This window comes from Halomonas gemina (assembly GCF_023554995.1).
GTDB lineage: Bacteria > Pseudomonadota > Gammaproteobacteria > Pseudomonadales > Halomonadaceae > Halomonas > Halomonas gemina.
Genome location: NZ_JAMJPK010000001.1, coordinates 468,827 through 490,089, shown reverse-complemented (window position 1 = coordinate 490,089; position 21,263 = coordinate 468,827). Strand labels below are relative to the sequence as shown.

Genomic DNA, 21,263 nt, shown 5'->3' with positions numbered 1-21,263 from the left:
AGGAAGGTGTCCGGTATCCGAGCGTATTTGAAACGGTTGTTTGAATCAAGCGCCCTTGTGCCGGCGGGAGGGCCCCGGGCAGGATGTCGGGACAGCGAGCTAAAGGAGAAGGCAGTGAACGAGTGGCTGACGGAATTCGGCATGTTCGTGGCGCAGCTGTTGACCCTGGTGGTGGTCGGCGGCCTGGCGGTGGCGGTGATCGTGCGGGTCAGGGGCGAGACGGGGGAGCGTACCCGGCTGCGGCTCGAGGAGCTCAACGGCATGCGCCGCTCCCGCCGCCGGCGGATGCAGCTGGCCGCCAGCCAGCCGGGGGCTCGCAAGCGTCTGGTCAAGGCCTTCCGGCGCGATGACAAGGAGCATGACCGGCGCGGCCGCAAGGGCGAAGGGAAGGCCTCCCCGACGGTCTGGGTGCTCGATTTCCATGGCGACATCAAGGCCAGTGGCACCGGGCGGCTGGCCGAGGAGGTCTCGGCTGTGCTGGCGGTGGCGGGCCAGGGCGACGAGGTGGTGATCCGCCTGGAGTCGGCTGGTGGCCTGGTGCATGGCTATGGCCTGGCGGCCGCCGAGCTGGATCGCCTGCGCGAGGCGGGTTTCGCCACCACGGTGTGTGTCGACAAGGTGGCTGCCAGCGGCGGTTACCTGATGGCCTGTGCGGCCGACCAGCTGCGTGCCGCGCCCTTCGCGGTGATCGGTTCCATCGGGGTGGTCGCCCAGCTGCCTAACCTGCATCGCCTGCTCAAGCGCCATGACATCGACGTGGAGCTGCTCACGGCAGGGCGCTACAAGCGGACCCTCACGGTCTTCGGCGAGAATACCGAGGAGGGCCGCGAGAAGTTTCTCGAGGACCTCGAGACCACCCACGAGCTCTTCAAGCGCCATGTGGCCGAGCGGCGACCGGGGCTCGACATCGAGGCGGTGGCCACCGGCGAGATCTGGTACGGCAGCGATGCCCTGGCGAGAGGCCTGGTGGATGCCCTGGGCACCAGCGAGGCCTACCTGGTCGAGCGCATGCAGCAGGCGCGGGTGATCAGCCTGAAGCTGGAGCAGAAACACAAGCTCGGCGATCGTCTGGGCATGGCCGTCTCGCGGGGCGTGGAGCAGAGCATCGAACGAGGCCTCGAGATGCTCGATGCCGGGCGCTGGCAGAAGCGCTGACCGGGCCCGCTATGGCCTGCCGCCGAGTTCCAGATGGCCGAGGGCCTCGATCAGGGTTCTCGCCCGCGCACCATGCAGGGAGTAGTAGATGGTCTGGGACTCCCGGCGGGTGCTGACCAGGTTCTCGCGACGCAGGATCGCCAGGTGCTGGGAGAGCGCCGACTGGCTGAGCGAGAGCCGCTGGTTGAGCTCGGTCACCGAGAGCTCGGTGCCGTCGAGCAGGCAGAGTATCCGCAGACGGTTGTCGTTGGCCATCGCCTTGAGCAGGGCGCTGGCCTCGTCGATGACCGCTGAGCCGCCTTCCAGTAGGCGTGCTGCAGCGCCGCTGGTATTGCCCATGATCTGTCCCCTGCCGGGCAGGGCCGGCTTGCCGATCGCCGGTCGCCTGCGCTGTTGAATGCCTTCCCCTGAGCCCGCCGTTCGCGGGTAGCGTCTGTTGCTCGTGCACATCCTGATTCAGCTTATCCTCAATAATAGTCCAGCTTGGCGCCTGTCGCCGAGTCAACGCTGGATCAATGCCGAGGCCGGGACATTGCGCGGCTCGTTGTCGACAATAGGGACCGAGTTGCCTTGCACTTTTGTCGAAGGTTAGCCGATGGTATGAGGTTATGGGCGTGAAGTTGCTCTAGAGTGTCAACAATCAACGCCCCTTCGATTGCTGACAGGATGCAGATGAGCATGTACCAAGACGAGTTCCGCCGCTCCATTGATCACCCCGAGGCCTTCTGGGCCGAACAGGCCAGGCGCATTCCCTGGTTCACACCGCCCACGACCATTCTCGAATACGACGAGGCGGGCCATGCGCGCTGGTTCGTGGATGGCGAGCTCAACATCTGCCATGCCGCCCTCGATCATCATGTCGAGCAGGGGCGTGGCGATCAGCCGGCCATCTTCTGGGACTCCCCGGTGACCGACAGCAAGCGGACCCTTACCTTCACCGAGATGCGCGACCAGGTGGCCCGTTTCGCCGGGGCCCTTAAGTCGCTGGGGGTCGAGAAGGGCGACCGGGTCGTGATCTACATGCCCATGGTGCCCGAGGCGCTGATGGCGATGTACGCCTGCGCGCGCCTGGGCGCCGTGCACTCGGTGGTGTTCGGCGGCTTTGCCCCCCACGAGTTGGCCGTGCGCATCGAGGATGCCTCGCCCAAGGTCGTGGTTGCCGCCTCCTGCGGGATCGAGGGCAGCAAGGTGCTGCCCTACAAGCCGATCATCGACGAGGCCATCGAGCAGAGCGCCCACAAGCCCGATGCCTGCGTGGTGTTCCAGCGTGACCAGCACCACGCCGAACTGGGGGCGACCGATCACGACTGGGCGGCCCTGGTCGAGGCGGCCGAGCCTGCCGACTGCGTGCCGGTCAAGGGCAGCGACCCGCTCTATGTCCTCTATACCTCCGGGACCACCGGCAAGCCCAAGGGGGTGGTGCGGGATACCGGGGGCTATGCGGTGGCACTGAGCTACTCCATGGACGCCATCTACGACGTGGAGCCCGGCGATGTCTTCTTCTCGGCCTCCGACGTGGGCTGGGTGGTGGGCCACTCCTACATCGTCTATGCCCCCCTGCTGCGCGGCTGTACCACGGTGGTCTACGAGGGCAAGCCGGTGAAGACCCCGGATGCCGGGGCCTTCTGGCGGCTGATCAGCGAGTACCGGGTCAAGAGCTTCTTCACCGCGCCGACGGCCTTCCGCGCCATGAAGAAGGAGGACCCGGACGCCAAGCTGATGGCCCAGTACGACATCTCCTGCCTCAAGGCGCTGTTCCTGGCCGGTGAGCGCCTGGATCCGCCGACCTTCCACTGGCTGGATGACCTGATGGACGTGCCGGTGATCGACCACTGGTGGCAGACCGAGACCGGCTGGCCGATCGCCGCCAACCTCCAGGGGCTGGAGCCGATGCCCACCAAGGCGGGAAGCGCGACGGTGCCGGTGCCCGGCTTCGACGTCCAGGTCCTGGATCGCGAGGGAGAGCAGGTCGCTCCCATGGAGCAGGGCAGCGTGGTGATCAAGCAGCCGATGCCGCCCGGCTGCCTGACCGGCGTATGGGGTGACCCGCAGCGTTTCCACAGCGCCTACATGGCGGCCTTTCCCGGTTACTACCTGACCGGTGACGGTGGCTATTTCGACGAGGATGGTTACCTGTTCATCATGGGGCGCACCGATGATGTCATCAACATTGCCGGCCATCGCCTCTCCACCGGCGAGATGGAGGAAGTGGTCGGCGCCCACCCCGCCGTCGCCGAATGCGCGGTGATCGGCATTCACGATGCCCTCAAGGGGCAGCTGCCGGTGGGGCTGGTGATTCCCAAGGATGGCTTCGAGGGTGACGAGGTCGCGCTCGAGGAGGAGCTGATCGCCCTGGTGCGCGAGAAGATCGGGCCCATCGCCTGCTTCAAGCAGGTGCTGGTGGTCGACCGCCTGCCCAAGACCCGTTCCGGCAAGATCCTGCGCAAGCTGCTGCGCAATATCGCCGACGGCAAGGAGTTCGGCGTGCCCTCGACCATCGACGACCCGGCGAGCCTGCAGGACGTGCACGAGGCCATGAAGGAGCGCTCGGTGGGTACCGCCCACGACGCCCGTCAGGTCTGACGCTCAGTCGCGCGAACGCTGGCCCCGCCGGCAAGCCATGGCCAGGCGTCGGGCCAGGCCGTATAATGCGCGGCCTGTCCGCCAGCGGGCGGCTCCCGTGCCACGAGGGTTCCCTCACCCCTCCCCAAAAAAGGATGCCGTAATGTTCGTGCTTTCCGATGCCCAGACCCGGCGCTGCCTGGCGTTGCTGGTCACCTTCCATATCCTGGTCATCGCCGCCAGCAACTACCTGGTCCAGCTGCCCTTCACCCTGTTCGGTTTCCACACCACCTGGGGGGCCTTCAGCTTTCCCTTCATCTTCCTGGCCACCGATCTCACCGTGCGCCTGTTCGGCAAGGAGCCGGCGCGGGCCATCGTGCTGCGGGTCATGCTGCCGGCGCTGGTGATCTCCTATGTCGTCTCGGTCATTTTTCCGCGTGGCGGCTTTGCGGGTCTCGAGGGGCTGGGCGAGTGGAACCTCTTCGTTGCGCGGATCGCGCTGGCGAGCTTCATGGCCTACGTGCTGGGCCAGCTGCTGGACGTGCAGGTCTTCGACCGCCTGCGCGCCCTGAAGGCCTGGTGGGTGGCGCCGGCGGTCTCCACGGTGCTCGGCAACCTGGCCGATACCTTCGCCTTCTTCTCCATCGCCTTCCACGAGAGTCCCGATCCCTTCATGGCCGCCAACTGGCCGGAGATCGCCTGGGTCGACTACGTGATCAAGCTGGGCATCAGCCTAGCGTTCTTCCTGCCCCTCTATGGCGTGCTGCTGGCCTGGCTCAGTCGCCGCCTGGTGGCCGTGACGGGAAGCCCCGACCTGATGCCCGGCCAGGCACGGGCCCGAATCTGACTCACCCTCAACCGAGGAGACATAGATGCCCACCGAACTCCACTATATCGACACCGGGGGCGACGCGATCCCGCTGGTGGTCGTCCATGGCCTGCTCGGCAGTGCCGACAACTGGCGCTCCCACCTCAAGCAGTGGCAGCGCCGGCATCGGGTGATCGCCGTCGACCTGCGCAACCATGGCCGATCCCCGCATGTCGCCGGCATGGGCTACGACGCCATGGCCGAGGACCTGCTCGCCCTGCTGGACCGGCTCGGGGTAGCCAGGGCCCACTTGCTGGGTCACTCCATGGGCGGCAAGGTGGCGATCAGCCTGGCCCGGCTGGCGCCGTCCCGCGTGGCCTCGCTGATCGTCGCCGATATCGCGCCGCTCGCCTACGGCCATGACCACGACAGCGTCTTTGCTGCCCTGCGCCGGGTCGAGGACGGCCAGCCGACCAATCGCCGCGAGGCCGACGCGCTGCTCGCCGAACATGTCGAGGAGTCCGCCGTGCGCCTCTTCCTGGCCACCAACCTGGAGCGCGACGACCAGGGCATCCTGCGCCTGCGCATCGGCCTCGACGAGATTCAGGAGGACTACGAGACGATCATGGGGGAGCCGGCGGGCGAGGGCGCCTTCGACGGCCCGACCCTGGTGTTGCGCGGCGCGCATTCGCGCTATGTAACGGATGAGATGTTGCCGGCACTGCGCGAGGTGCTGCCGCGAGCCGAGGTCGAGACCCTGGAGGCGGGCCACTGGCTGCATGCCGAGCAGCCCGCGGCCTTCCAGGCGGCGGTCAACGCCTTCGTCGAGCGGGTGGAGGGCTAGCGAGGCGGCGCCCCGGGGTCGATGGCCAGTCGCGATACCGGGTGGCGCTCCCGGATCAGGCCGGCCTCGAAGAGATAGTTCTCGAAGCGGCGATAGCGGCCCTGGTCCAGGGCCGCCGGGCTGAGGCTCAGGCGCGAGCGGACCATCTCCCAGGCCTCGCGGTTGACCGCGCTATCCAGGGCCGGCTCCGCGTTCACCATCAGGGCCCAGGCCTCGCCCGGGTGGTTGGCGATCCAGGCCGTGGCCTCCTCGATGGCCGCCACCAGGCGGCGGATGGCATCCCGCTGCGGTGCCAGGTGATTGCGGTTGGCGAGCAGCACCAGGCCATCATGCAGCGGAATGCCCAACTCCTCGATGCGCAGCACCCGGGTGGCCAGCCCCTCGTCGGCCAGCTGCCGGGGCAGCAGGTGACGCATGGCGCCGATCACGCCATCCACGCGGCCCTCGCGCAGGGCGTCGCCGAGCCGGAAGTGCAGCGCCACGGTCTCCACCTCGTCGTCGCGAATCGCTGCGCCGCGCAGCAGGGCAGCCAACAGCACGTCACGGCTGTCGATATCGGCATGGCCGATGCGCGAGCCGGCCAGCTGCGCCGGCGTCTCGATGGCCCCGTCCTCGCGGAGGACCAGTGCACTCAAGGGCATGGCGACCAGCGTGGCGACACGGACCAGAGGCAGCCCGCGGTCCACCTGGAGGTGCAGCAATGGCTGGCGGGCCAATGCCAGGTCGATCCGCGACGCCGCCAGCAACTTGCTGGGCACGTCAGGATCGGCCGGTGTGGCGAGGGTCACCTCGAGCCCGCGGCTGGCAAACAGGCCCCGCTCCCTGGCGACAAACAGGGCCGCATGGCGGGGGCTGGGATAGCCGTCCAACATGACCCTGAGCGAGGTGACCGGCGGCGGCTCGATGGGTTCCGCAGGGCGCAGGGCGATGGCCGGGACGCTGGGGCGCGAGGGCGTGTCGACGCTGGGTCCGGCCGGGGCCTCGCGGTAGCGACGCCGGGTCTCAGCCCAGGCCGCAGCCTCGGCGGCAGCCCTCTCCGTCTCCTCGGCGAGACCCTCGAGGTCCGGCACGATCACCTCGGTGCCCAGTGGCGGGTGGCCCTCCTGCCCCTCGGCGGCTGCGGCCGGTGGGTCGGCCGCGGTCGGTGGGTCGGCCGCGGTCGGTGGGTCAGCCGCGGCGCATAGCGTCGACAGGAGGGCAGTTGCCGCCAGCAGGAGGCCGCGGCGAAGAGGCCGTCGGAAAACGGATCTGATCATCGAAACGGGACTCCTGCCATGCGCGCTCTCCGGCCTTGCGTTGGTGCCGCGCAAGCTTAACCGCTGTCCACGGGCGGCGACCAGTGATGACCACAAACGGAAATCGCCGTGCCAGGCACGGCATGCGATAATCCTCTCTCTCGCAGCCGAGGCAGGACGCCATGGATTCGATCAATACGCTCTTTCTGCTCAGTGGCTTCCTGCTGGCCCTGAGCATCCTCGCCAGCCGGCTCTCCTCGATGGCCGGGGTTCCCCTGCTGCTGATCTTCCTGGGACTGGGCATGCTGGCCGGGGAGGAGGGGCTGCTCGGCATCCAGTTCGACGACTATTCGCTGGCGTTTTTGATCGGCCACCTGGCGTTGGCCATGATCCTGCTCGACGGTGGCCTGCGTACCCGCCTCAAGACCTTTCGCGTCGGCTTCCGGCCGGCGCTCTCCCTGGCCACCCTGGGGGTCTTCATCACCAGCGGACTGGTGGGAGTGTTCGCCATGTGGGTCTTCGAGCTGAGCCTGGTGCAGGGGCTGCTGGTAGGCGCCATCGTGGGCTCCACCGACGCCGCCGCGGTGTTCTCGATGCTCAGCGGCCGGGGGGTCAACCTCAACGAGCGGGTGGGGGCGACGCTGGAGATCGAGTCCGGGACCAATGACCCCATGGCGATCTTCCTCACCCTGGTGCTGGTGGAAATGCTGGTCGGCGATATCGGCGGGGTGGGCGAGACCCTGCTGTTCCTCGTGCAGCAGTTCGGCCTGGGCATCGTCATCGGCCTGGGCATCGGCTGGCTGAGTGCGCGCTTGCTGAGCTGGCTGGACCTGGCCCCGGGCCTCTATGCGCTGCTGGCCCTGGGCCTGGGGTTCTGTGTCTTCGGCCTGACCAGCGCCCTGGGCGGCAGCGGCTTCCTGGCCATCTACCTGGCCGGCCTGATGATCGGCAACCGGCCGGGGCGGCACCTCAACTTCATCCTGCCGGTACACGACGGCCTGGCCTGGCTCTCCCAGATCGGCCTCTTCCTGGTGCTGGGCCTGCTGGTCACCCCCAGCGAGATGCTGGATTACGCGCTGCCGGCGCTGCTGGTGGCCCTGGTGCTGATTTTGGTCGCCAGGCCGCTGGCGGTGCTGGTCGCCGTCAAGCCCTTCTTCAAGTTCCGCTGGCGGGAGATCGGCTTCATCGCCTGGGTGGGGCTGCGCGGGGCAGTGCCCATCGTGCTGGCGATCTTCCCGGTCATCGGTGGGGTGGAGAATGCCTCGCTCTACTTCAACGTGGCCTTCGCGGTGGTGCTGCTGTCACTGCTGATCCAGGGTGGCAGCCTGCCGTGGATGGCGCGGCGCATGAAGGTCGAGCTGCCGCCCAGCGTCACCCCGAACCGTCGCGGACCACTGGGCATCCTGCCCGAGAATGACTACGAGCTGTTCGTCTACGAGGTGGAGAATGCCGACCTCGAGGACGTGCCGATCCGGCTGCTGCGCTTTCCCTCCGGGGCGCTGATCTCGGCGCTCTTCCGCGAGCATGCCATGCTGCATCCCAAGGGCAGTACCCGGCTGCGGCTGGGGGACGTGATCTGCGTGATCGGGCGTACCGACGATCTGCCGGCGCTCAATCGGCTGTTCAACGGCGATGCCAAGCTCAAGCGCGAGCGGGCCTTCTTCGGGACCTTCACCTTCGACGGAGAGGCACAGATGCGTGATATCGCCGATGCCTATGGCCTGACCCTGAGCCCCGGCGAGCACGACATGACGCTGGCCGAGTTCATCTCCCTGCGGGTCGGGGGTCACCCGGTGGTGGGCGATGACGTGGACTGGCATGGCATCCACTGGGTGGTCAGCGAGATGGATGGCAACAAGGTCACTCGGGTAGGCCTGAGGCTCTACTGAGCCGACGTTCGGGTGGCCCGTCGGCGTGGTCAGCCAGCGGCACGCGTGTCCTTCAGCACCTCGCTTTCCACCTCGACAGCTCCCCGGTCTGGATCGGTCACCCAGACCCCACCATCCTCGATCATGCAGTTCAGCGTCATGCTCTTGGCCACCAGGTCGCCCAGCGCCGCCACCGATGCCGGCGAGATGTCGACCACCCGGAGATTGTCGAGGGTGGCGAGCTTGCCGGCGATCTGCTCCCACCAGATTGCGGCGCCCTGGCCGCTGTAAGTGTAGAGGACGACCCGGTCGGCTCGTGCACAGGCGCGGCGAACGCTCTTCTCGTCGGGCTGGCCCAGTTGGATCCAGAGCTCGATGTCGCCGGTCAGGTCCTGGCGCCAGAGGTCGGGCTCGTTCTCGGTGCTCACGCCCCGCCCGAAGGCCAGGGCCTCGTCGGCGTTCAGGGCGAAGGCCAGCAGCCTGACCATCATGCGCTCGTCGGTCTCCGAGGGGTGTCTCGCCACGGTCAGGGCGTGATCCGCGTAGTAGTGCCGGTCCATGTCCGCGATCTGCAGCTGGACCCTGTGAATCGTTGCCTTGAGTGCCATTTCGCTGCGTCGCTCGTCCGTCTGAGAAGCAGGGTCTGCCATCATGACATAGTCGGTGGCGTCGGGGGATGGAGGAGGAGGCCGTGCCATGTTGATTCAGCACCATGCAAACACCAGAGGCCGCGATTACGTCGTGGGTGACATTCACGGTCAGTACCACCTGCTGCAGGAAGGCTTGCAGGCAGTCGCCTTCCGACCGTCGGAGGACCGCCTGTTCTGCGTTGGCGACCTCATCGATCGAGGTGCCGATTCGCTCGACTGCCTGATGCTCGTCTTCATGCCGTGGTTTCACGCCGTACGCGGCAATCATGAGGAAATGGCCAGGAAAGCGCTGCTCGACGGGGAGGGCAGCAGCGCCTGGGCACTGTGGATGACCAATGGCGGCGGTTGGGTCGCCGAGAGCGGTGTGGGCGAGATGCGAAGAGTCCTGGAGGCAGCGCTTCCCCATCTGCCCCTGGCGCGCGAGATCGCGATCATGGGCAGGCGCGTCGGCCTGGTGCACGCCGAGCCGCCGGATGACTGGTCACGCATCGAGGTGGCCGACCCGCGAACGCTGGTCTGGGGGCGTGACCGTATCCGGCGGGGCGACGAGACACCGGTGGCGGGAATCGACGCCGTCGTCGTCGGCCACACCATCGTGGAGCGGCCACTGACGCTGGGCAACGTCCATTACATCGATACCGGGGCCTTCGCCACCGGTCGTCTGACACTGGTCGAAACACGCGAACTGTTGAGATGAGGAGGGCGACGACACTGGCATAGGGTGCCGGGGAAGGAGCGAGATGGCGGCATCACGAAAAAAGCGCCCGTAGGCGCTTGATTCTGAATAAGAAGTGGCGGAGGGACAGTCCGGCACAAAGCATGCCGCAAGGCCGCACCGGAAGCGGGTTTCCTGTGTCGGGCGCTCTTCAGGTGCCCCCAGATATGCCCCCTCACCGTCAAAGTGACTCAGGATCACATTGCTGGCGCCAGCCGATGCGAAAAAAACGCTACTGGCTGAAAATTCAGCCGAGTCGACGCCGAGAGATAGCGGGATTCCGCTATCTCTGCGCGAGACTGCACAGGGAAGGGGTGACCAGTTCCGCGCACCCTTCGTGACTCCGCGCGCACGAGCCGGCGTCAATCGGCGGAGTTTTCCGCTGATTACCTCGACGTGACTCCGCGCGCGCACGAGCCGGCGGCGAAGTAGTAGTAGGCCGGCAATCCGGGCGCCTCGCTCACGTGAAGAACGGCGCCGCAATACCCTCGCAAGCCCCGTACCCGCCGGGAGTACCTACAAAGTTCTGAGCTCGGCCCAGACCTGGGCTCAGCGCCTAAATGTGATCCTGAGTCACTTCTACGCCTGTCCGGTAAAGCCGGTTCTCTGCGGGAATTGAAGAGAATCAAGTCACTACTCCGATACGGGGGAGTGAGCTCACTTCACACCCTTCACCAGGACCGGTTGAGCAGGAGCGAGGCGAAAGAGTATGTCACCTTCGCTCCGAGACGGACCGCCTCGAGGTCCCCGGTCTCCTGCCACAGCTCATAGGCAGTCAGCACATTCCCTGCCCACTTGGCTGTAGACCCGCACCGCTCGGCGATCTCTTCTTGATTCAACCCCACCTCCACCAGGTCGAGCACCTGGCGGGCCAGGATGGCAGCCTCGATGTGCTCACCAGATGGCGGCCACCAGTGAGAGCCGCCCATTTCCTCACACACCTCGAGCGCCAGCGGTCGGCCGAGAATTCGGCTCAGTGGGTGACTCGCCTCGAGACGATCAGGCGCCGGGATATACAGGCTCGCCTTGTCAGGGCGGCAGGGGTGAGGCTTGGCAGCCCGCGCCAGCTTCAGGGCAGCCGAAAGGCCGATGATGTAGCCGATAGGATCGAGGGACTTGGGCAGGATCAGCGGGGGAGGCTGGCGCTTGGACAAGGCTCGATCTCCAGTAGAGGGCGGCCTGGCTAAAGCCTCGCGCCCACCCGCAGGGTTTGCAGGTGGAAAGCGAGCGCGCACCAGGCCATGACGCGCTCGCTGGAGAAAGGGCCGGCCACGGCGGCTAGGATTGGCTCACCTGCCGGCTGACGGGGTTTTTCGAAAAGTGGGGCACTCGCCGTCTAATCCCCTTTCCTCCGCGACAACTACCCTGGCAGGCCACGCTCCACGGCGGCGGCCAGGACCTTTGCCAGAGACGGCTTGCATCCAGTCTCCTTGGCGATTCGGGACCGTTCAGAGTGGGCCCGTTCCAGCGTCTCGCGCGGCAGGGTCGTGGCGACGCGCTGCCGGCTCATGTTGTGCTTCAAAGCTCCCATGGCATCAGGTTCTCCGTGTCTCGCATCCATCCCTTACGGCGGCGGCGGCCAGTCTTGAGCAGGTCAACGCGATCCTGCCGTTCATTGCGAAGGGTCGCGACCCGGTTGCCAATCATCGCCAGGGCGCGTGATACCTGCCGGTCGGTCAGCTCGGGCCAGTGGCTGCGCAGCAGCTTGGCGACCGCCTGGGGGTCATCCAGGTACATCGGGCGCGAGCCGAGAAAGCTCATCGTCATGGGCCTGGGCGTCTGGATGCCGTCCTCATCTTCGACAAAGGACCGGTAGACGATGCCCACGTCCTGAATCGCCTGGACCAGCTCAGCAGGCACCGCAGCAATCCTGCGGCGGCGCTTGCGAGAAAAGGGCCACTTCATGAGGACACGTGCCAGAAGTAGCCGGCGTCCGGTACCAGCGCCATCGCATCGACCCAGCAAGTCACCGCCAGGCCGCCATCGAGGCGGGTACGCTCCACCAGGACGCGAATGTCATCCATCACCGCCACGCCGAGACGGTCGAAGGCGCCAGCGAAGGTGGCCGGGTGCTCGCCAGTGAACTCGGCAGGGAAGCCGCGAACGCGGAGTTGTCCATCCTCCACCAGGTGGCCGGTCGCATCGGTGCCGACGATGGCGCGAAGCTCGTTGAAGCGCAGGCCCTTGGCGGCAACATCGGCCATGCTGAAGGTCGGCATCGCCGCCCCGCCCCCGGCCTCGAGCAGCTTGGCCTCCAGGGTCTCCAGGGCAACGCGGTCGATCAGGGTGGCGATCCCGTAGACGATGCCGTTGACGATCTTGGCATCGAGCTCGCCGGGGTGGCTGTGCTTCTGGTCCTTGCGGCTCAGCTCGAAGCGGACGCCGTACTGCCCCATGAAGTCGAGGTCGATTTCCTCGGTCATGGCGGGCAGCTCCTGGGCGGCCAGCGGGCTTGCGTCGTCGCCTTCGGTGAAGCTGGCGCCACTGATCACGGTGAAACCGCCAGCACGCTTCCAGAGCGCGGTGGGGCTGCCAGGTTCCGGCGCCAGCTCCACGGGAATAACGCGGGCGCCGGCCTGGGCGACACGCGACCGCCTGACGATGGCCATGGCGAGTGATTCGCTCTCGCCGGCTGGCTGATTGATGGCGCGGGTCGTGGTCTCCGGCAGACGCGGCACGGTGTCGGTCAGCGCGAGGGCGCCACGGGCTGCCGCAACGCCTGACGCACCCGGGAGGGTTTGATACGTCTCGTTGGGCGTGCCGGGGTTCTTCAGGGTGACGTTCGCCGGCAGCGCTCGGGATGCGCGGGTCAGAATCGCCTGAATGGATGCCTGGGACATGCTGTACTCCTCGGGGTTAGGCTGCGATCAGCTTGGCGCGACCGGTGCGCTGGAGCAGCTTGGCCATATGCTCCGGCACGTCTTGGACTTCCTGGCCGGGCTTTGCCATCGACCCGCCCACCATGAAATGCCGCACGCATTCGATGGAGTGCCGGGGCTCGCCTTCAACAGTCGCCTCGGCGGCGGCGGACTTCCACTTCAACGGGGTCGGCTGGGCTGCCTGATTGCTCATGGTCTCGTCTCCTTGGTTGCCATGACTCACAGCGTCGCAAGTTGTGCCGGCTTGCAACACTGGCGGTGGTTTCTGCTGATTTCTGCCGGAGGGTGTCGCGTTTCACGGCACCCTTCCGAAATGCCCCAAGGCTGGGGAAAGCGCCAGCCACGCGGGTTACAGGGGGCCCTGAAGCGGGGCGGCCTGGCTGCGAAACAACAACAATCAACCGGGTTTCACGCGCCTCGCTCATGCAAAGAACCGCGCCTCATGTCACCCGCAGGCCCCACCCCCGCCGGGAGTACCTAAAAAGTTCTGAGCGCTGGCGCAGATCGTCGAGGTCATCATGGATCACACGCGCACAGCCAGCAGGACAGCGCGGCCACCAGGCAGGGTGCTGGGCATTGTGAGACCAAGGGGCGGAGGGTGTTTCGCGGGAGTAGGGCTAGGGGTGTTTCTCGAGCGGCGGGCGTGGCCATGGTCCAGCCCTGGGCCATGGCCAGCTTCCACCCGGTAGGGGTGAACGATTCGCGCACCCCTCAACAGTGCTGAGGGGTGGTGCCGCCTCCTCAATATTGAGGGATCAGGGCTTGCGGTGCTCATGTCTCCAGCGCCAGCTCCCGGGTCGGATCAGCGCCAGCAAGGTCCGGTTTGCTGCTCTCCTGCCGGCGTTGTCCTTGCGGTGGGGCTTGGGCTCATCTCCAGCAACATCCGTCCAGGTCTGGACGTATCGCCTGGCTGCCTTCTCCATCGCCTGAGGGGGCATGGTGGCCAGCCTTGACCACACGTAGCGGCGGTCATCGGGGATAAGCGGCACCTGGGCGGCGACCCACTCCAGCCAGTCATGGCGGCTGGGCGACGGCTTGGGCGGAACCTCAATTTCTGGATAAGCCGCGGTTGGCGTACCGACAGAACTGACGAAACCCGGTTCTGTCGGTTCTGTCGGCATCTGAATACCCGGAATTCCGGGATTTTCCACTCGATCCATCCAGCGCTCCAAGGTCACACCTCCACCGGATCCAGCAGCGGGTTCCAGTGATAGTGGGCGGGCGACCACTTTGGGCGGTCGGCGGGTTCAGCGCCAGCACGCTAACGCCTTCGCTTCGCTCAGTTGTTCGGCCCTGCGACTCGGCCGGATCATAGATCCGGGCCTCGCTTGGGCCACCAGCTCCACTCACTCGGTCCAGATGTGGGCTCAGCTAATGCCCCCAGAAACCACCCCCGGGTGGTAACTCTAGAAGGGTCTTCAAATATTGAAGCCGGTAAATATCGAACAGGGCCCATAAGGCTTCAAAAATTGATGCCTTATTTGAGGCTACCCGGCCCGATTCCCGGGAAGGCTTCAAAAATTGATGCCGTACACTTCAAAAATTGAAGACGGTAATTATCGAGTGGGCATGAAAAACCCGCCACGGTGGGCGGGTAGGGTAGGGGGGAGCGATTGGTTCACCCCTGGGATAGCTTGCGGTAGGGCACGATGCTGGGCACCAGGTCGAGGTCTTTTCCCGGACAGTCGTCGATTGTCTGCCAGGTCAGAGCATAGAGCGCGCAGCGTGCCCCCTCACGGCCTCGCCGGTTCTCTCGGCTCTTCACGATCAGCTTCCTGTCCTGAAGCTCCTTCAGCGCCTTGGAGAGCGTGCCCTCGGCCATACCGCCCCAATCCCGCATCATCGAGTGCGTCGCGGACAGGTCGCCGTTATTCCGGCCGTTGTACTGGCTCCCCAGCACCATCAGCACCTTCATGGCGGACGGTGACAGCTCCCGAAAGTCATCCTGTTCCATCAGGAGCTTCGGCAGCGCAAGGAAGCCTCCGGGTGTCGAAACCCGTTCTCGCTTCTTCCTGGGCATGACATCCTCCGGCAAGCGGGCGCCAGCAGGCGCCCGCTGCTATTCACTCCGTCTCGATCAGTCGATAGCGCTTGATGCGCTCATTCGGCCGCGTCGGGTGCGGGTGGTGCTCGGTCCGGATGTCGTGCCCCCGCTTGCGAAGGTCACGGATCGGGCTCGCCGGGTGGGCGATATGCAAGCGCAGGGTGATCTCATAGCTGCTCAGTGGCTGGCGCCTGAGGGCCTGTAGCAGGCGCCCAGATTGGGTGCTAGGATCAACGGTGCCCGCATTGATCTTTGAACTGGCCCCGGCTTGCTCCCGGGGCTTTTTCATGGCCGTTGACATGATGTCCCCTCCTTTGCCGCTTCCTCTACCTGGGCGATGGCGGCCTTGATGGCGCCGTCATTCTCGTCCAGCAGATCCTCGAGGCTGAGCAGAGCTCGGCCGACTTCGGTCCCTGCTCTAGTCAGCGCCTCGGCCTCTTCCCGGCGCCCAGCCTGATTCAGCAGGGTGGCGAAGTGGGTAATCTCCCCTCGAGCCAGCCACAGGTTCAGAGTGGTGTTCTTGATGGTCAGGCTCACGACTCACCCCCTTGCCCCTGCTCGAGGCGCAGGGCGTCAAAGGCGGCCATAAGGTGCCGGCGGGCAGACGGTGGCAACTCGTCGCTGTCAGCCCGTTCTGCCGCGTCCAGAGCTTCGGCCAGCTCGTGGGCTCGGATGGAAAGATGGCGGGTCGCATCCATCAGGCCGGCCAGCTCGCGGTCCCTGAGGAACGGGGCGTCGCCTTCACAGGCATTGCGGGTTAGGTGCTCGCTTACCAGGCCGGCAATGACGCCAACGCTGTGCGTGATCTCGGCGATGTCCTGGGGGCGGGTGTCGATGGGGTTCATTGAGCCACCTCCTGAGCGCCTGCCGCGGCTTCCAGGGTGCGGGCCTTCGTCATATGGTGGTTGTAGCGCTTGAGCCGGACGGCGGCGCTTGAATCGGAGAAGAGGGCGGCGCGGGCCATGGCGCGGTGAGCGCTGGCGCGTGCTGTCGCGATGCGGGTGGGAATAGTCATGGGTCTGACTCCTATGTGATTGGAGTCGTCCCCGGCTGCGGCCAAGCAGCGGATGGGGGCGACTGTACGCGGGTTGGCCGACCGGTCACATAGGAAACCGGCACACCCGGAGGTGTCCCACGCACAGCCGCCATATCGCATGGCAGGCACAAAAAAAGCGCCCGGCATGATGGTGGCGCTTGTGCGCCTATGTGGTTCCGACCGGCCAAGGTCGGCTGGCGAATTTGCGCCAGCAGGTGAATCATAGTGGGACGCTGGGGAACAAGTCAACATCAGGCGGCCCCCTTCTCTCGAGCTGCCTCGATGCGGGCTTCAATCCAGGCGTCTACCTCCTCCTCGACCCACGCCACAGCGCGCGGGCCAATCTGGATCGACTGCGGGAACTCGCCGGCACCCATAAGCCGGTAGAGCGTTGAGTTCGCCAGGGCGGTGCGCGCCAGCACTTCACGGCGCTTGATCAGGGCCTTGCGGATCGACTGAGCCATCTTGGTGCCTCCTTATCTTCTTGGCACGTTCAGGATGGCTGGGAACAGCCAGGCAGATTAGGGGGAGTGTTTCACCTGTCAGGCGGAGAAATTACCCCCATTTTCATCGCCTGCCGCATCAGGCCGCGGTGGTCCGCGCGCTCGGGGATGATGACCTCCAGAACCTTCAGGAACCGGCCGCCGCTTGCAGCGCTCACCCTTACCCCATGGCGCTTGCAGACACGGACCGCAACGGCAATCAACGTGAGCTCGGGCCGGGGGCGGGCATATTGTGCCGGGGCGTCCTCGACCAGGTTGCCGGCAGCCTCGTGGAGTGCCTCGAGCAGTTCCTCCAGGGGCGGCCACTCCATCGGTCCGGCCGAGAGCCCAGAGGCCCCAGCGCCAGCCATGTCACCCAAGGCCAAATGCTGGCCCAACATTGTGCGGGCTGAAGGCGGCAGCCCTTCAAACGCCTGCCTGGCGTGCTCAATGCCGGCCCTGAAGCGCTCGACAGCCTCGATCCATTCCCCGCGGCTCATGTCGGGACGCGGAGGAAGGCGCTCGAGGATCGAACACTCGAGGTCGAGGGCGCTGGCGAGGCTTTCAGGATCCTCCGGCCGCGGGCGACGCCACCCTTGAATGACCTCCAGCAGCTTCTCACGCCTGGCGTTCACGCAGTCCCCCGGATCGGCACCACGTTGCCGGCGCCTTCACGCAGGGCGTCCAGGTAGTCGGCCCACGCTTGCAACATTGCCCGGCGCTGTTCCAGGTGCGCGGTTCGGTTGTAGGCGCGGCCGTTGGCGTCCTTCACGACGTGGGCCAGTTGCTGCTCGATGATGGCCGGCGGTTAGCCCAGCCGCTCCTCGAGCACTGTCCGGGCCATGGCGCGGAAGCCGTGGGCGGTCATCCGGCCCTTGTACCCCATGCCAGCCAGGGCGGCGGTGATGGCGTTCTCACTCATCGGCCGCGCGGCACTCCGGGCACCCGGGAACACGTAACGGCCGCGGCCGGTCAGGTCGTGAAGGTCGGCCAGGATCTCGACCGCCTGAGAGGGCAGGGGGACGATCAGCGGCGGGGCGTTCTTGCTGGGCGTGAATGACCAGGTGCCGGCCTCCAGGTCTACCGTCTGCCACTCTGCCTGTCTGAGTTCACCCGGCCGGACGAATACCATGGCGGACAGCTTCAGCGCGGCCAGGGTCGCCGGCTCGCCACTGTAGGCGTAGACCGCGCGCATCAGCTTGGCGATCTCCTCGGGGTCGGTGATGGCCGGGTGGTGGCGAATGCTGGGAGAGCGTAGCGCGCCTTTCAGGTCGGCGGCCGGGTCACGGTCGGCACGCTCTGTGGCGATGGCATAGCGGAATATCAGGCTGGCCAGGGTGCGCACCCGCTTGGCTGTCTCGAGCTTGCCCTGCTTCTCTATCTTGCGCAGGCAGTCCAGCAGGTCGGCGGCGCTCATCTCGGCCAGCGGCTCCCGGCCGAGTGTCGGCAGCAGGTGGAGCTCGAGCCGGCGGCGGTCGTGGCGGTAGTGGTCGGGGACCACCTTGTTCTTATGGACCTCCTCGAGCCATTCCTCGGCGATGGCCTCCAGGGTGTTCGCCGCGGCGATCTTGCGTTGCCGCTGCTCAGCACGCTTGGCGGCGCCCGGGTCGATGCCCTGGGCGAGATGCCGGCGGGCTTCGTCGCGGGCTTCTCGGGCCTGGGCGAGGCTCGTCTCGGGGAAGACTCCCAGCGCCAGCCGCTTCTCCTTGCCGTCGATGCGGTACTTCAGGCGCCAGTAGCGACCTCCCTTGGGCGTGACCTCCAGGTACATGCCGCCGCCATCGGCCAGGCGGTAGGTCTTGTCGCGGGGCTTGGCGTTGCGGGCGGCCGTCGCCGTCAGCTTGTTGGTCGGCTGTGGCATTGGGGGCACCTCCAGGCGGGGGCATAAGCGGATGCCCCCAGATATGCCCCCTCAGAGGGGTGGTAGTCAAGGACTGTATGGGACGACCAGAAACGAAGAAAGCGCCCGAAGGCGCTTTCTAGAGCAGTTTCTGACATGTCTGGGACTGCCTGAAACGATGTACTGGCGGAGGGACAGGGATTCGAACCCTGGGAAGGCTCTCACCTTCGCCGGTTTTCAAGACCGGTGCATTCAACCGCTCTGCCATCCCTCCGGCTCACGGATGGGTATATTACCAGCTTTCCCCGCCGGGTCAAGAGCGCCTAGGGATCAAGATGTTAGGCCTGGCTTGTCGAGCTGAGGCACAATGGGATAGAAGGTGGCTACAGGAGAGCGTCATGCTTGACCCCACAGTGAGCGCCGGGATTCGGCCGGTCCCCGCCGTCTCGGCCGCCGTGATCAAGGGTGACCGCATCCTCATGGTTCGGCGGCGCAACCCGCCCAGCGCGGGCATGCTGGCGCTGCCCGGCGGCAAGGTGGAGGCGGGGGAGAGTCTCCAGCAGGCAGCGGCGAGGGAGCTGCTGGAGGAGACCGGTGTGCTCGCGGCGCCTCGGCGCATCCTCACGGCCATCGACCTGTTCGACCACGACGACGCGGGCCTGCTGAGGATGCATTTCGTCATCGTGGTGGTGCAGCTCGAGTGGCAGGGAGGGCTGGAGGCGGCAGCCGACGATGCCACGGAGTTACGCTGGATGGGCCTCGAGGAGCTCGAGCAGGACGACGGGGAGGTCTGTGACTCGGCCGCCCGCGTGGCGCGCCGGGTACTGGCCGAGGCCATGTCCGCAGAAAGCGCGTTGAAGCCTGACTAGCCAGTCTCTTGCGTCGGGAACCATCTAGCGGCATTCTAGGTCTAGTGCCTAGATCAACCACACAGGGAGCTTCGGATCCATGGCTTACCAAGACACGCAGATGACACGACAGCAGACTCAGACCCAGGCTGTCGGTACCAGCAAGGTCCTGCGCAACACCTACGGCCTGCTGGCGATGACCCTGCTGTTCTCCGCCGTGACGGCCGGTGCCGCCATGGCCATGGGCATCGAACGGATGAACATCCTGGTGTTCTTCATCGGTGCCTATGGCCTGATGTTCCTGGTGCACAAGACGGCCAACTCGGCGATCGGCTTGCTTTCCACCTTCGCCTTCACCGGTTTCATGGGCTTCACCCTGGGGCCGATCCTCAGCGCCTATCTCACCTTGCCCAACGGGGCCCAGTTGATCATGACCGCGCTGGGCATGACCGGGGTGACCTTCGTCGGCCTCTCGGCCGTGGCGCTGATCACGCGCAAGGACTTCAGCTTCCTGGCGAATTTTCTGATGGCCGGTGCCATCGTGCTGATCATTGCCATGGTGGCGGGCATCTTCCTGCAGATCCCTGCGCTGTCGCTGATGGTCTCGGCCGGCTTCGTGCTGTTCGCCTCGGCCGCTATCCTCTACCAGACCAGCGAGATCGTCCATCGTGCCGGCGAGACCAACTACATCCTCGCGACCATTACTCTCTATGTCTCGATCTACAACCTGTTCGTCAGCCTGCTCTCCATCTTGGGGATCATGAGCCAGGACTGACGGCTACCGCTACCGCACGAATCCCTGGCCCCGCCTCCCGGCGGGGCCAGGCTGTTTCCGGAGGACCCCATGCGCTATGCCATCCTGCTGATGGGTGCCCCCTACAGTGACCAGGCGAGCCACTCCGCCCTGCGCTTTGCCCGGGCCCTGGTGGCACGGGGCCACCGGCTCGAGGCAGTGTTCTTCTACCATGATGGGGTGCACAATGCCGCCCGGCTGGCCGCGCCCCCCCAGGACGAGCCTCACCTGGTGGATGCCTGGGCGGCGCTGGCCGACGAGCATCGGGTCGCGTTGCAGGTCTGCATCGCCGCCGCGTTGCGGCGTGGCCTGCTGGACCAACGGGAGGCGACCCGGCATGGCAAGGATGGCGTCAGCGTGGAGGCTCCCTTCGAGCTGACCGGGCTGGGCCAGCTGATCGACCTCGGCTCCCGCTGCGACCGCCTGGTCACCTTCGGTCCCTGAGGGCGTGTTACGGAGTCGCGATGCAAGAACACCATGACGACAGTGACCTGCTGGTCATCCTGCGCCATGCTCCCCATGGCAGCAGCTGGCTGAGGGAGGGGCTGGATGCCGCCTTGGTCGCCGCCGCCTTCGGGCGCCGCGTCTCCCTGCTGTTCATGGGGGAGGGGGTGACGGCCCTGCTGCCGGGGCAGCAGGCGGGTGCCCTGGGGCAGAAGGGTACGGCCGCGACGCTGGAGATGCTGGAGATGTATGATATCGAGACGCTGCTGGTGGAAGAGCAGGGGCTTTCGTGCCTCGGCCTCTCGAGCGACGAGTTGATGCTCGAGGTGGAGTGTCTGTCGCCCTCGGCACTGTCGCGTGTCCTCTCCGGGCATCGCCTGGTGCTGACCTTCTAGCCAGACGCAAGGAGTGCGCCAATGCTGCTGCATGTCGTGAACCGTTCCCCGGCGACCAGCCGGGTCTATCAGCAGGCCTTGGCCGGCATGTCGCCGGAGGATCGCCTGCTGCTGATCGAGGATGGGGTCCAGGGAGCGCTCCCTCAGCTGGTGCGCTACTACGCGGGCCTGGAGGGGCGCCTGTTCGCCCTGAAGGAGGACCTGGAGTCCCGCGGGCTGCTTGGCCGCTGCGCCGCCAGCGTGCAGGTGGTCGACGTGGACGGCTTCGTGGACCTGACCGAGGAAGCCGAGCGCACGGTGAGCTGGTACTGATGGCAACCACAGAAATATACCGTTATCTATTCATTGATTCAGAAACTTATGCCCTCGATCCGGAAGGATATCTGGTCGACATGGCTGACTGGTCGCCCGAGGTCGCCGAGGCCCTGGCGCGCGAGGAGGGCATCACGCTGACCTCGGAGCACTGGGAGATTCTCCAGCTGCTGCGCGACTTCTATGCGCGTTACGAGATGGCGCCTGCCATGCGCCCCCTGGTGAAGGCAGTGCAACGAGCCCTGGGACCCGAAAAGGGACGCTCCATTCACCTGATGCGGCTCTTCCCGGGCAGCCCGGCCAAGGTTGCCGCCCGCCTTGCCGGGCTGCCCAAGCCCACCCACTGCCTGTGA

General features: G+C 66.1%; 29 protein-coding genes and 1 tRNA gene. 12 read left to right on the top strand and 18 right to left on the bottom strand.

Annotated features, from left to right (window positions below; all coding sequences use genetic code 11):
- Nucleotides 1-114: 114 nt before the first annotated feature.
- Nucleotides 115-1,155: a protease SohB gene (sohB, locus tag M8009_RS02470; RefSeq protein WP_250059181.1), complete on the top strand. Its 1,041-nt coding sequence runs from the start codon at nt 115-117 to the stop codon at nt 1,153-1,155.
- Between the two features lie 9 nt (nt 1,156-1,164).
- Here sohB and M8009_RS02465 read toward each other — a convergent pair whose 3' ends face one another.
- The gene (locus tag M8009_RS02465; protein WP_250059180.1) at nt 1,165-1,494 is read right to left on the bottom strand and encodes an ArsR/SmtB family transcription factor; all 330 of its coding nucleotides are present in this window, start codon (nt 1,492-1,494) and stop codon (nt 1,165-1,167) included.
- 333 nt (nt 1,495-1,827) lie between these two features.
- Between M8009_RS02465 and M8009_RS02460 the strand changes: the two genes are divergently transcribed.
- The 3 genes from M8009_RS02460 (at nt 1,828) to M8009_RS02450 (ending at nt 5,369) form a co-directional block, all read left to right on the top strand.
- Nucleotides 1,828-3,738 (top strand): propionyl-CoA synthetase, encoded by a 1,911-nt coding sequence (locus M8009_RS02460; protein WP_250059179.1) that lies wholly within the window; start codon nt 1,828-1,830, stop codon nt 3,736-3,738.
- 142 nt (nt 3,739-3,880) lie between these two features.
- Complete coding sequence (locus tag M8009_RS02455) at nt 3,881-4,564, top strand: 7-cyano-7-deazaguanine/7-aminomethyl-7-deazaguanine transporter (RefSeq protein WP_250059178.1); 684 nt, start codon at nt 3,881-3,883, stop codon at nt 4,562-4,564.
- A gap of 25 nt (nt 4,565-4,589) precedes the next feature.
- Entirely contained in the window at nt 4,590-5,369 is a 780-nt protein-coding gene (locus M8009_RS02450; RefSeq protein ID WP_250059177.1) for an alpha/beta fold hydrolase, read from the top strand.
- On the opposite strand, the gene M8009_RS02445 is transcribed toward M8009_RS02450, so the two are convergent.
- Complete coding sequence (locus M8009_RS02445; RefSeq protein ID WP_250059176.1) at nt 5,366-6,625, bottom strand: ABC transporter substrate-binding protein; 1,260 nt, start codon at nt 6,623-6,625, stop codon at nt 5,366-5,368. The genes M8009_RS02450 and M8009_RS02445 overlap by 4 nt on opposite strands.
- Nucleotides 6,626-6,786: 161 nt before the next feature.
- Between M8009_RS02445 and M8009_RS02440 the strand changes: the two genes are divergently transcribed.
- Nucleotides 6,787-8,493 (top strand): potassium/proton antiporter, encoded by a 1,707-nt coding sequence (locus tag M8009_RS02440; RefSeq protein ID WP_250059175.1) that lies wholly within the window; start codon nt 6,787-6,789, stop codon nt 8,491-8,493.
- A 29-nt stretch (nt 8,494-8,522) separates the two neighbouring features.
- Here M8009_RS02440 and M8009_RS02435 read toward each other — a convergent pair whose 3' ends face one another.
- On the bottom strand, nt 8,523-9,080 hold the full coding sequence (locus M8009_RS02435; protein ID WP_250059174.1) for a YaeQ family protein: 558 nt from the start codon (nt 9,078-9,080) through the stop codon (nt 8,523-8,525).
- A gap of 88 nt (nt 9,081-9,168) precedes the next feature.
- On the opposite strand from M8009_RS02435, the gene M8009_RS02430 reads away from it, so the two are divergent.
- A complete protein-coding gene (locus M8009_RS02430; protein ID WP_250059173.1) occupies nt 9,169-9,819 on the top strand; it encodes a metallophosphoesterase in 651 nt (216 codons plus the stop codon).
- A gap of 689 nt (nt 9,820-10,508) precedes the next feature.
- Here the strand turns inward: M8009_RS02430 and M8009_RS02425 are convergent.
- From M8009_RS02425 to M8009_RS02355, 15 genes are all read right to left on the bottom strand, one after another.
- Nucleotides 10,509-10,991 (bottom strand): hypothetical protein, encoded by a 483-nt coding sequence (locus M8009_RS02425; protein WP_250059172.1) that lies wholly within the window; start codon nt 10,989-10,991, stop codon nt 10,509-10,511.
- A 364-nt stretch (nt 10,992-11,355) separates the two neighbouring features.
- Nucleotides 11,356-11,742, bottom strand: coding sequence for a hypothetical protein (locus M8009_RS02420; protein ID WP_250059171.1), 387 nt, complete (start codon nt 11,740-11,742; stop codon nt 11,356-11,358).
- Complete coding sequence (locus M8009_RS02415) at nt 11,739-12,677, bottom strand: hypothetical protein (RefSeq protein ID WP_250059170.1); 939 nt, start codon at nt 12,675-12,677, stop codon at nt 11,739-11,741. Before M8009_RS02415 ends, M8009_RS02420 begins: the two co-directional genes overlap by 4 nt.
- A 16-nt stretch (nt 12,678-12,693) precedes the next feature.
- Nucleotides 12,694-12,909, bottom strand: a complete 216-nt coding sequence (locus M8009_RS02410; protein ID WP_250059169.1) for a hypothetical protein — start codon at nt 12,907-12,909, stop codon at nt 12,694-12,696.
- Between the two features lie 562 nt (nt 12,910-13,471).
- Complete coding sequence (locus M8009_RS02405; RefSeq protein ID WP_250059168.1) at nt 13,472-13,876, bottom strand: hypothetical protein; 405 nt, start codon at nt 13,874-13,876, stop codon at nt 13,472-13,474.
- 458 nt (nt 13,877-14,334) lie between these two features.
- Nucleotides 14,335-14,736, bottom strand: a complete 402-nt coding sequence (locus tag M8009_RS02400; RefSeq protein WP_250059167.1) for a hypothetical protein — start codon at nt 14,734-14,736, stop codon at nt 14,335-14,337.
- Between the two features lie 43 nt (nt 14,737-14,779).
- On the bottom strand, nt 14,780-15,061 hold the full coding sequence (locus tag M8009_RS02395; RefSeq protein ID WP_250059166.1) for a helix-turn-helix domain-containing protein: 282 nt from the start codon (nt 15,059-15,061) through the stop codon (nt 14,780-14,782).
- The gene (locus M8009_RS02390; RefSeq protein ID WP_250059165.1) at nt 15,046-15,297 is read right to left on the bottom strand and encodes a hypothetical protein; all 252 of its coding nucleotides are present in this window, start codon (nt 15,295-15,297) and stop codon (nt 15,046-15,048) included. Before M8009_RS02390 ends, M8009_RS02395 begins: the two co-directional genes overlap by 16 nt.
- A complete protein-coding gene (locus tag M8009_RS02385) occupies nt 15,294-15,605 on the bottom strand; it encodes a hypothetical protein (protein WP_250059164.1) in 312 nt (103 codons plus the stop codon). The genes M8009_RS02390 and M8009_RS02385 overlap by 4 nt, the downstream gene beginning before the upstream one ends.
- On the bottom strand, nt 15,602-15,775 hold the full coding sequence (locus M8009_RS02380; protein WP_250059163.1) for a hypothetical protein: 174 nt from the start codon (nt 15,773-15,775) through the stop codon (nt 15,602-15,604). Before M8009_RS02380 ends, M8009_RS02385 begins: the two co-directional genes overlap by 4 nt.
- A gap of 272 nt (nt 15,776-16,047) precedes the next feature.
- Nucleotides 16,048-16,260, bottom strand: coding sequence for a helix-turn-helix transcriptional regulator (locus M8009_RS02375; protein ID WP_250059162.1), 213 nt, complete (start codon nt 16,258-16,260; stop codon nt 16,048-16,050).
- A 71-nt stretch (nt 16,261-16,331) separates the two neighbouring features.
- Complete coding sequence (locus tag M8009_RS02370) at nt 16,332-16,913, bottom strand: hypothetical protein (protein ID WP_250059161.1); 582 nt, start codon at nt 16,911-16,913, stop codon at nt 16,332-16,334.
- The gene (locus M8009_RS02365; protein WP_250059160.1) at nt 16,910-17,050 is read right to left on the bottom strand and encodes a hypothetical protein; all 141 of its coding nucleotides are present in this window, start codon (nt 17,048-17,050) and stop codon (nt 16,910-16,912) included. The genes M8009_RS02370 and M8009_RS02365 overlap by 4 nt, the downstream gene beginning before the upstream one ends.
- Nucleotides 17,051-17,086: 36 nt before the next feature.
- Nucleotides 17,087-18,139: a tyrosine-type recombinase/integrase gene (locus M8009_RS02360; protein ID WP_250059159.1), complete on the bottom strand. Its 1,053-nt coding sequence runs from the start codon at nt 18,137-18,139 to the stop codon at nt 17,087-17,089.
- A gap of 163 nt (nt 18,140-18,302) precedes the next feature.
- Nucleotides 18,303-18,392 (bottom strand) — tRNA-Ser (locus M8009_RS02355).
- A gap of 124 nt (nt 18,393-18,516) precedes the next feature.
- Here M8009_RS02355 and M8009_RS02350 point away from each other — a divergent pair.
- From M8009_RS02350 to M8009_RS02325, 6 genes are all read left to right on the top strand, one after another.
- Nucleotides 18,517-18,987 (top strand): NUDIX hydrolase, encoded by a 471-nt coding sequence (locus M8009_RS02350; RefSeq protein WP_250059158.1) that lies wholly within the window; start codon nt 18,517-18,519, stop codon nt 18,985-18,987.
- Between the two features lie 79 nt (nt 18,988-19,066).
- A complete protein-coding gene (locus M8009_RS02345) occupies nt 19,067-19,741 on the top strand; it encodes a Bax inhibitor-1/YccA family protein (protein ID WP_250059157.1) in 675 nt (224 codons plus the stop codon).
- Nucleotides 19,742-19,810: 69 nt separating this feature from the next.
- Nucleotides 19,811-20,203 (top strand): sulfurtransferase complex subunit TusD, encoded by a 393-nt coding sequence (gene tusD, locus M8009_RS02340; protein ID WP_250059156.1) that lies wholly within the window; start codon nt 19,811-19,813, stop codon nt 20,201-20,203.
- Nucleotides 20,204-20,223: 20 nt separating this feature from the next.
- Nucleotides 20,224-20,598 carry a sulfurtransferase complex subunit TusC gene (gene tusC, locus M8009_RS02335; RefSeq protein ID WP_250059155.1) on the top strand — a complete coding sequence of 125 codons (375 nt, stop codon included), beginning with the start codon at nt 20,224-20,226 and terminating at the stop codon, nt 20,596-20,598.
- Nucleotides 20,599-20,619: 21 nt separating this feature from the next.
- Nucleotides 20,620-20,910 carry a sulfurtransferase complex subunit TusB gene (gene tusB, locus M8009_RS02330; RefSeq protein WP_250059154.1) on the top strand — a complete coding sequence of 97 codons (291 nt, stop codon included), beginning with the start codon at nt 20,620-20,622 and terminating at the stop codon, nt 20,908-20,910.
- Nucleotides 20,910-21,263 carry a TusE/DsrC/DsvC family sulfur relay protein gene (locus M8009_RS02325; RefSeq protein WP_250059153.1) on the top strand — a complete coding sequence of 118 codons (354 nt, stop codon included), beginning with the start codon at nt 20,910-20,912 and terminating at the stop codon, nt 21,261-21,263. The genes tusB and M8009_RS02325 overlap by 1 nt, the downstream gene beginning before the upstream one ends.

Bases quoted from the DNA above. Each gene is read 5' to 3' on its own strand.
- M8009_RS02465 (WP_250059180.1), bottom strand. From the start codon at position 1,494: ATGGGCAATACCAGCGGCGCTGCAGCACGCCTACTGGAAGGCGGCTCA.
- M8009_RS02460 (WP_250059179.1), top strand. From the start codon at position 1,828: ATGAGCATGTACCAAGACGAGTTCCGCCGCTCCATTGATCACCCCGAG.
- M8009_RS02455 (WP_250059178.1), top strand. From the start codon at position 3,881: ATGTTCGTGCTTTCCGATGCCCAGACCCGGCGCTGCCTGGCGTTGCTG.
- M8009_RS02450 (WP_250059177.1), top strand. From the start codon at position 4,590: ATGCCCACCGAACTCCACTATATCGACACCGGGGGCGACGCGATCCCG.
- M8009_RS02445 (WP_250059176.1), bottom strand. From the start codon at position 6,625: ATGATCAGATCCGTTTTCCGACGGCCTCTTCGCCGCGGCCTCCTGCTG.
- M8009_RS02440 (WP_250059175.1), top strand. From the start codon at position 6,787: ATGGATTCGATCAATACGCTCTTTCTGCTCAGTGGCTTCCTGCTGGCC.
- M8009_RS02435 (WP_250059174.1), bottom strand. From the start codon at position 9,080: ATGGCACTCAAGGCAACGATTCACAGGGTCCAGCTGCAGATCGCGGAC.
- M8009_RS02430 (WP_250059173.1), top strand. From the start codon at position 9,169: ATGTTGATTCAGCACCATGCAAACACCAGAGGCCGCGATTACGTCGTG.
- M8009_RS02420 (WP_250059171.1), bottom strand. From the start codon at position 11,742: ATGAAGTGGCCCTTTTCTCGCAAGCGCCGCCGCAGGATTGCTGCGGTG.
- M8009_RS02415 (WP_250059170.1), bottom strand. From the start codon at position 12,677: ATGTCCCAGGCATCCATTCAGGCGATTCTGACCCGCGCATCCCGAGCG.
- M8009_RS02410 (WP_250059169.1), bottom strand. From the start codon at position 12,909: ATGAGCAATCAGGCAGCCCAGCCGACCCCGTTGAAGTGGAAGTCCGCC.
- M8009_RS02405 (WP_250059168.1), bottom strand. From the start codon at position 13,876: ATGGATCGAGTGGAAAATCCCGGAATTCCGGGTATTCAGATGCCGACA.
- M8009_RS02400 (WP_250059167.1), bottom strand. From the start codon at position 14,736: ATGCCCAGGAAGAAGCGAGAACGGGTTTCGACACCCGGAGGCTTCCTT.
- M8009_RS02395 (WP_250059166.1), bottom strand. From the start codon at position 15,061: ATGTCAACGGCCATGAAAAAGCCCCGGGAGCAAGCCGGGGCCAGTTCA.
- M8009_RS02385 (WP_250059164.1), bottom strand. From the start codon at position 15,605: ATGAACCCCATCGACACCCGCCCCCAGGACATCGCCGAGATCACGCAC.
- M8009_RS02380 (WP_250059163.1), bottom strand. From the start codon at position 15,775: ATGACTATTCCCACCCGCATCGCGACAGCACGCGCCAGCGCTCACCGC.
- M8009_RS02375 (WP_250059162.1), bottom strand. From the start codon at position 16,260: ATGGCTCAGTCGATCCGCAAGGCCCTGATCAAGCGCCGTGAAGTGCTG.
- M8009_RS02360 (WP_250059159.1), bottom strand. From the start codon at position 18,139: ATGCCACAGCCGACCAACAAGCTGACGGCGACGGCCGCCCGCAACGCC.
- M8009_RS02350 (WP_250059158.1), top strand. From the start codon at position 18,517: ATGCTTGACCCCACAGTGAGCGCCGGGATTCGGCCGGTCCCCGCCGTC.
- M8009_RS02345 (WP_250059157.1), top strand. From the start codon at position 19,067: ATGGCTTACCAAGACACGCAGATGACACGACAGCAGACTCAGACCCAG.
- tusD (WP_250059156.1), top strand. From the start codon at position 19,811: ATGCGCTATGCCATCCTGCTGATGGGTGCCCCCTACAGTGACCAGGCG.
- tusC (WP_250059155.1), top strand. From the start codon at position 20,224: ATGCAAGAACACCATGACGACAGTGACCTGCTGGTCATCCTGCGCCAT.
- tusB (WP_250059154.1), top strand. From the start codon at position 20,620: ATGCTGCTGCATGTCGTGAACCGTTCCCCGGCGACCAGCCGGGTCTAT.
- M8009_RS02325 (WP_250059153.1), top strand. From the start codon at position 20,910: ATGGCAACCACAGAAATATACCGTTATCTATTCATTGATTCAGAAACT.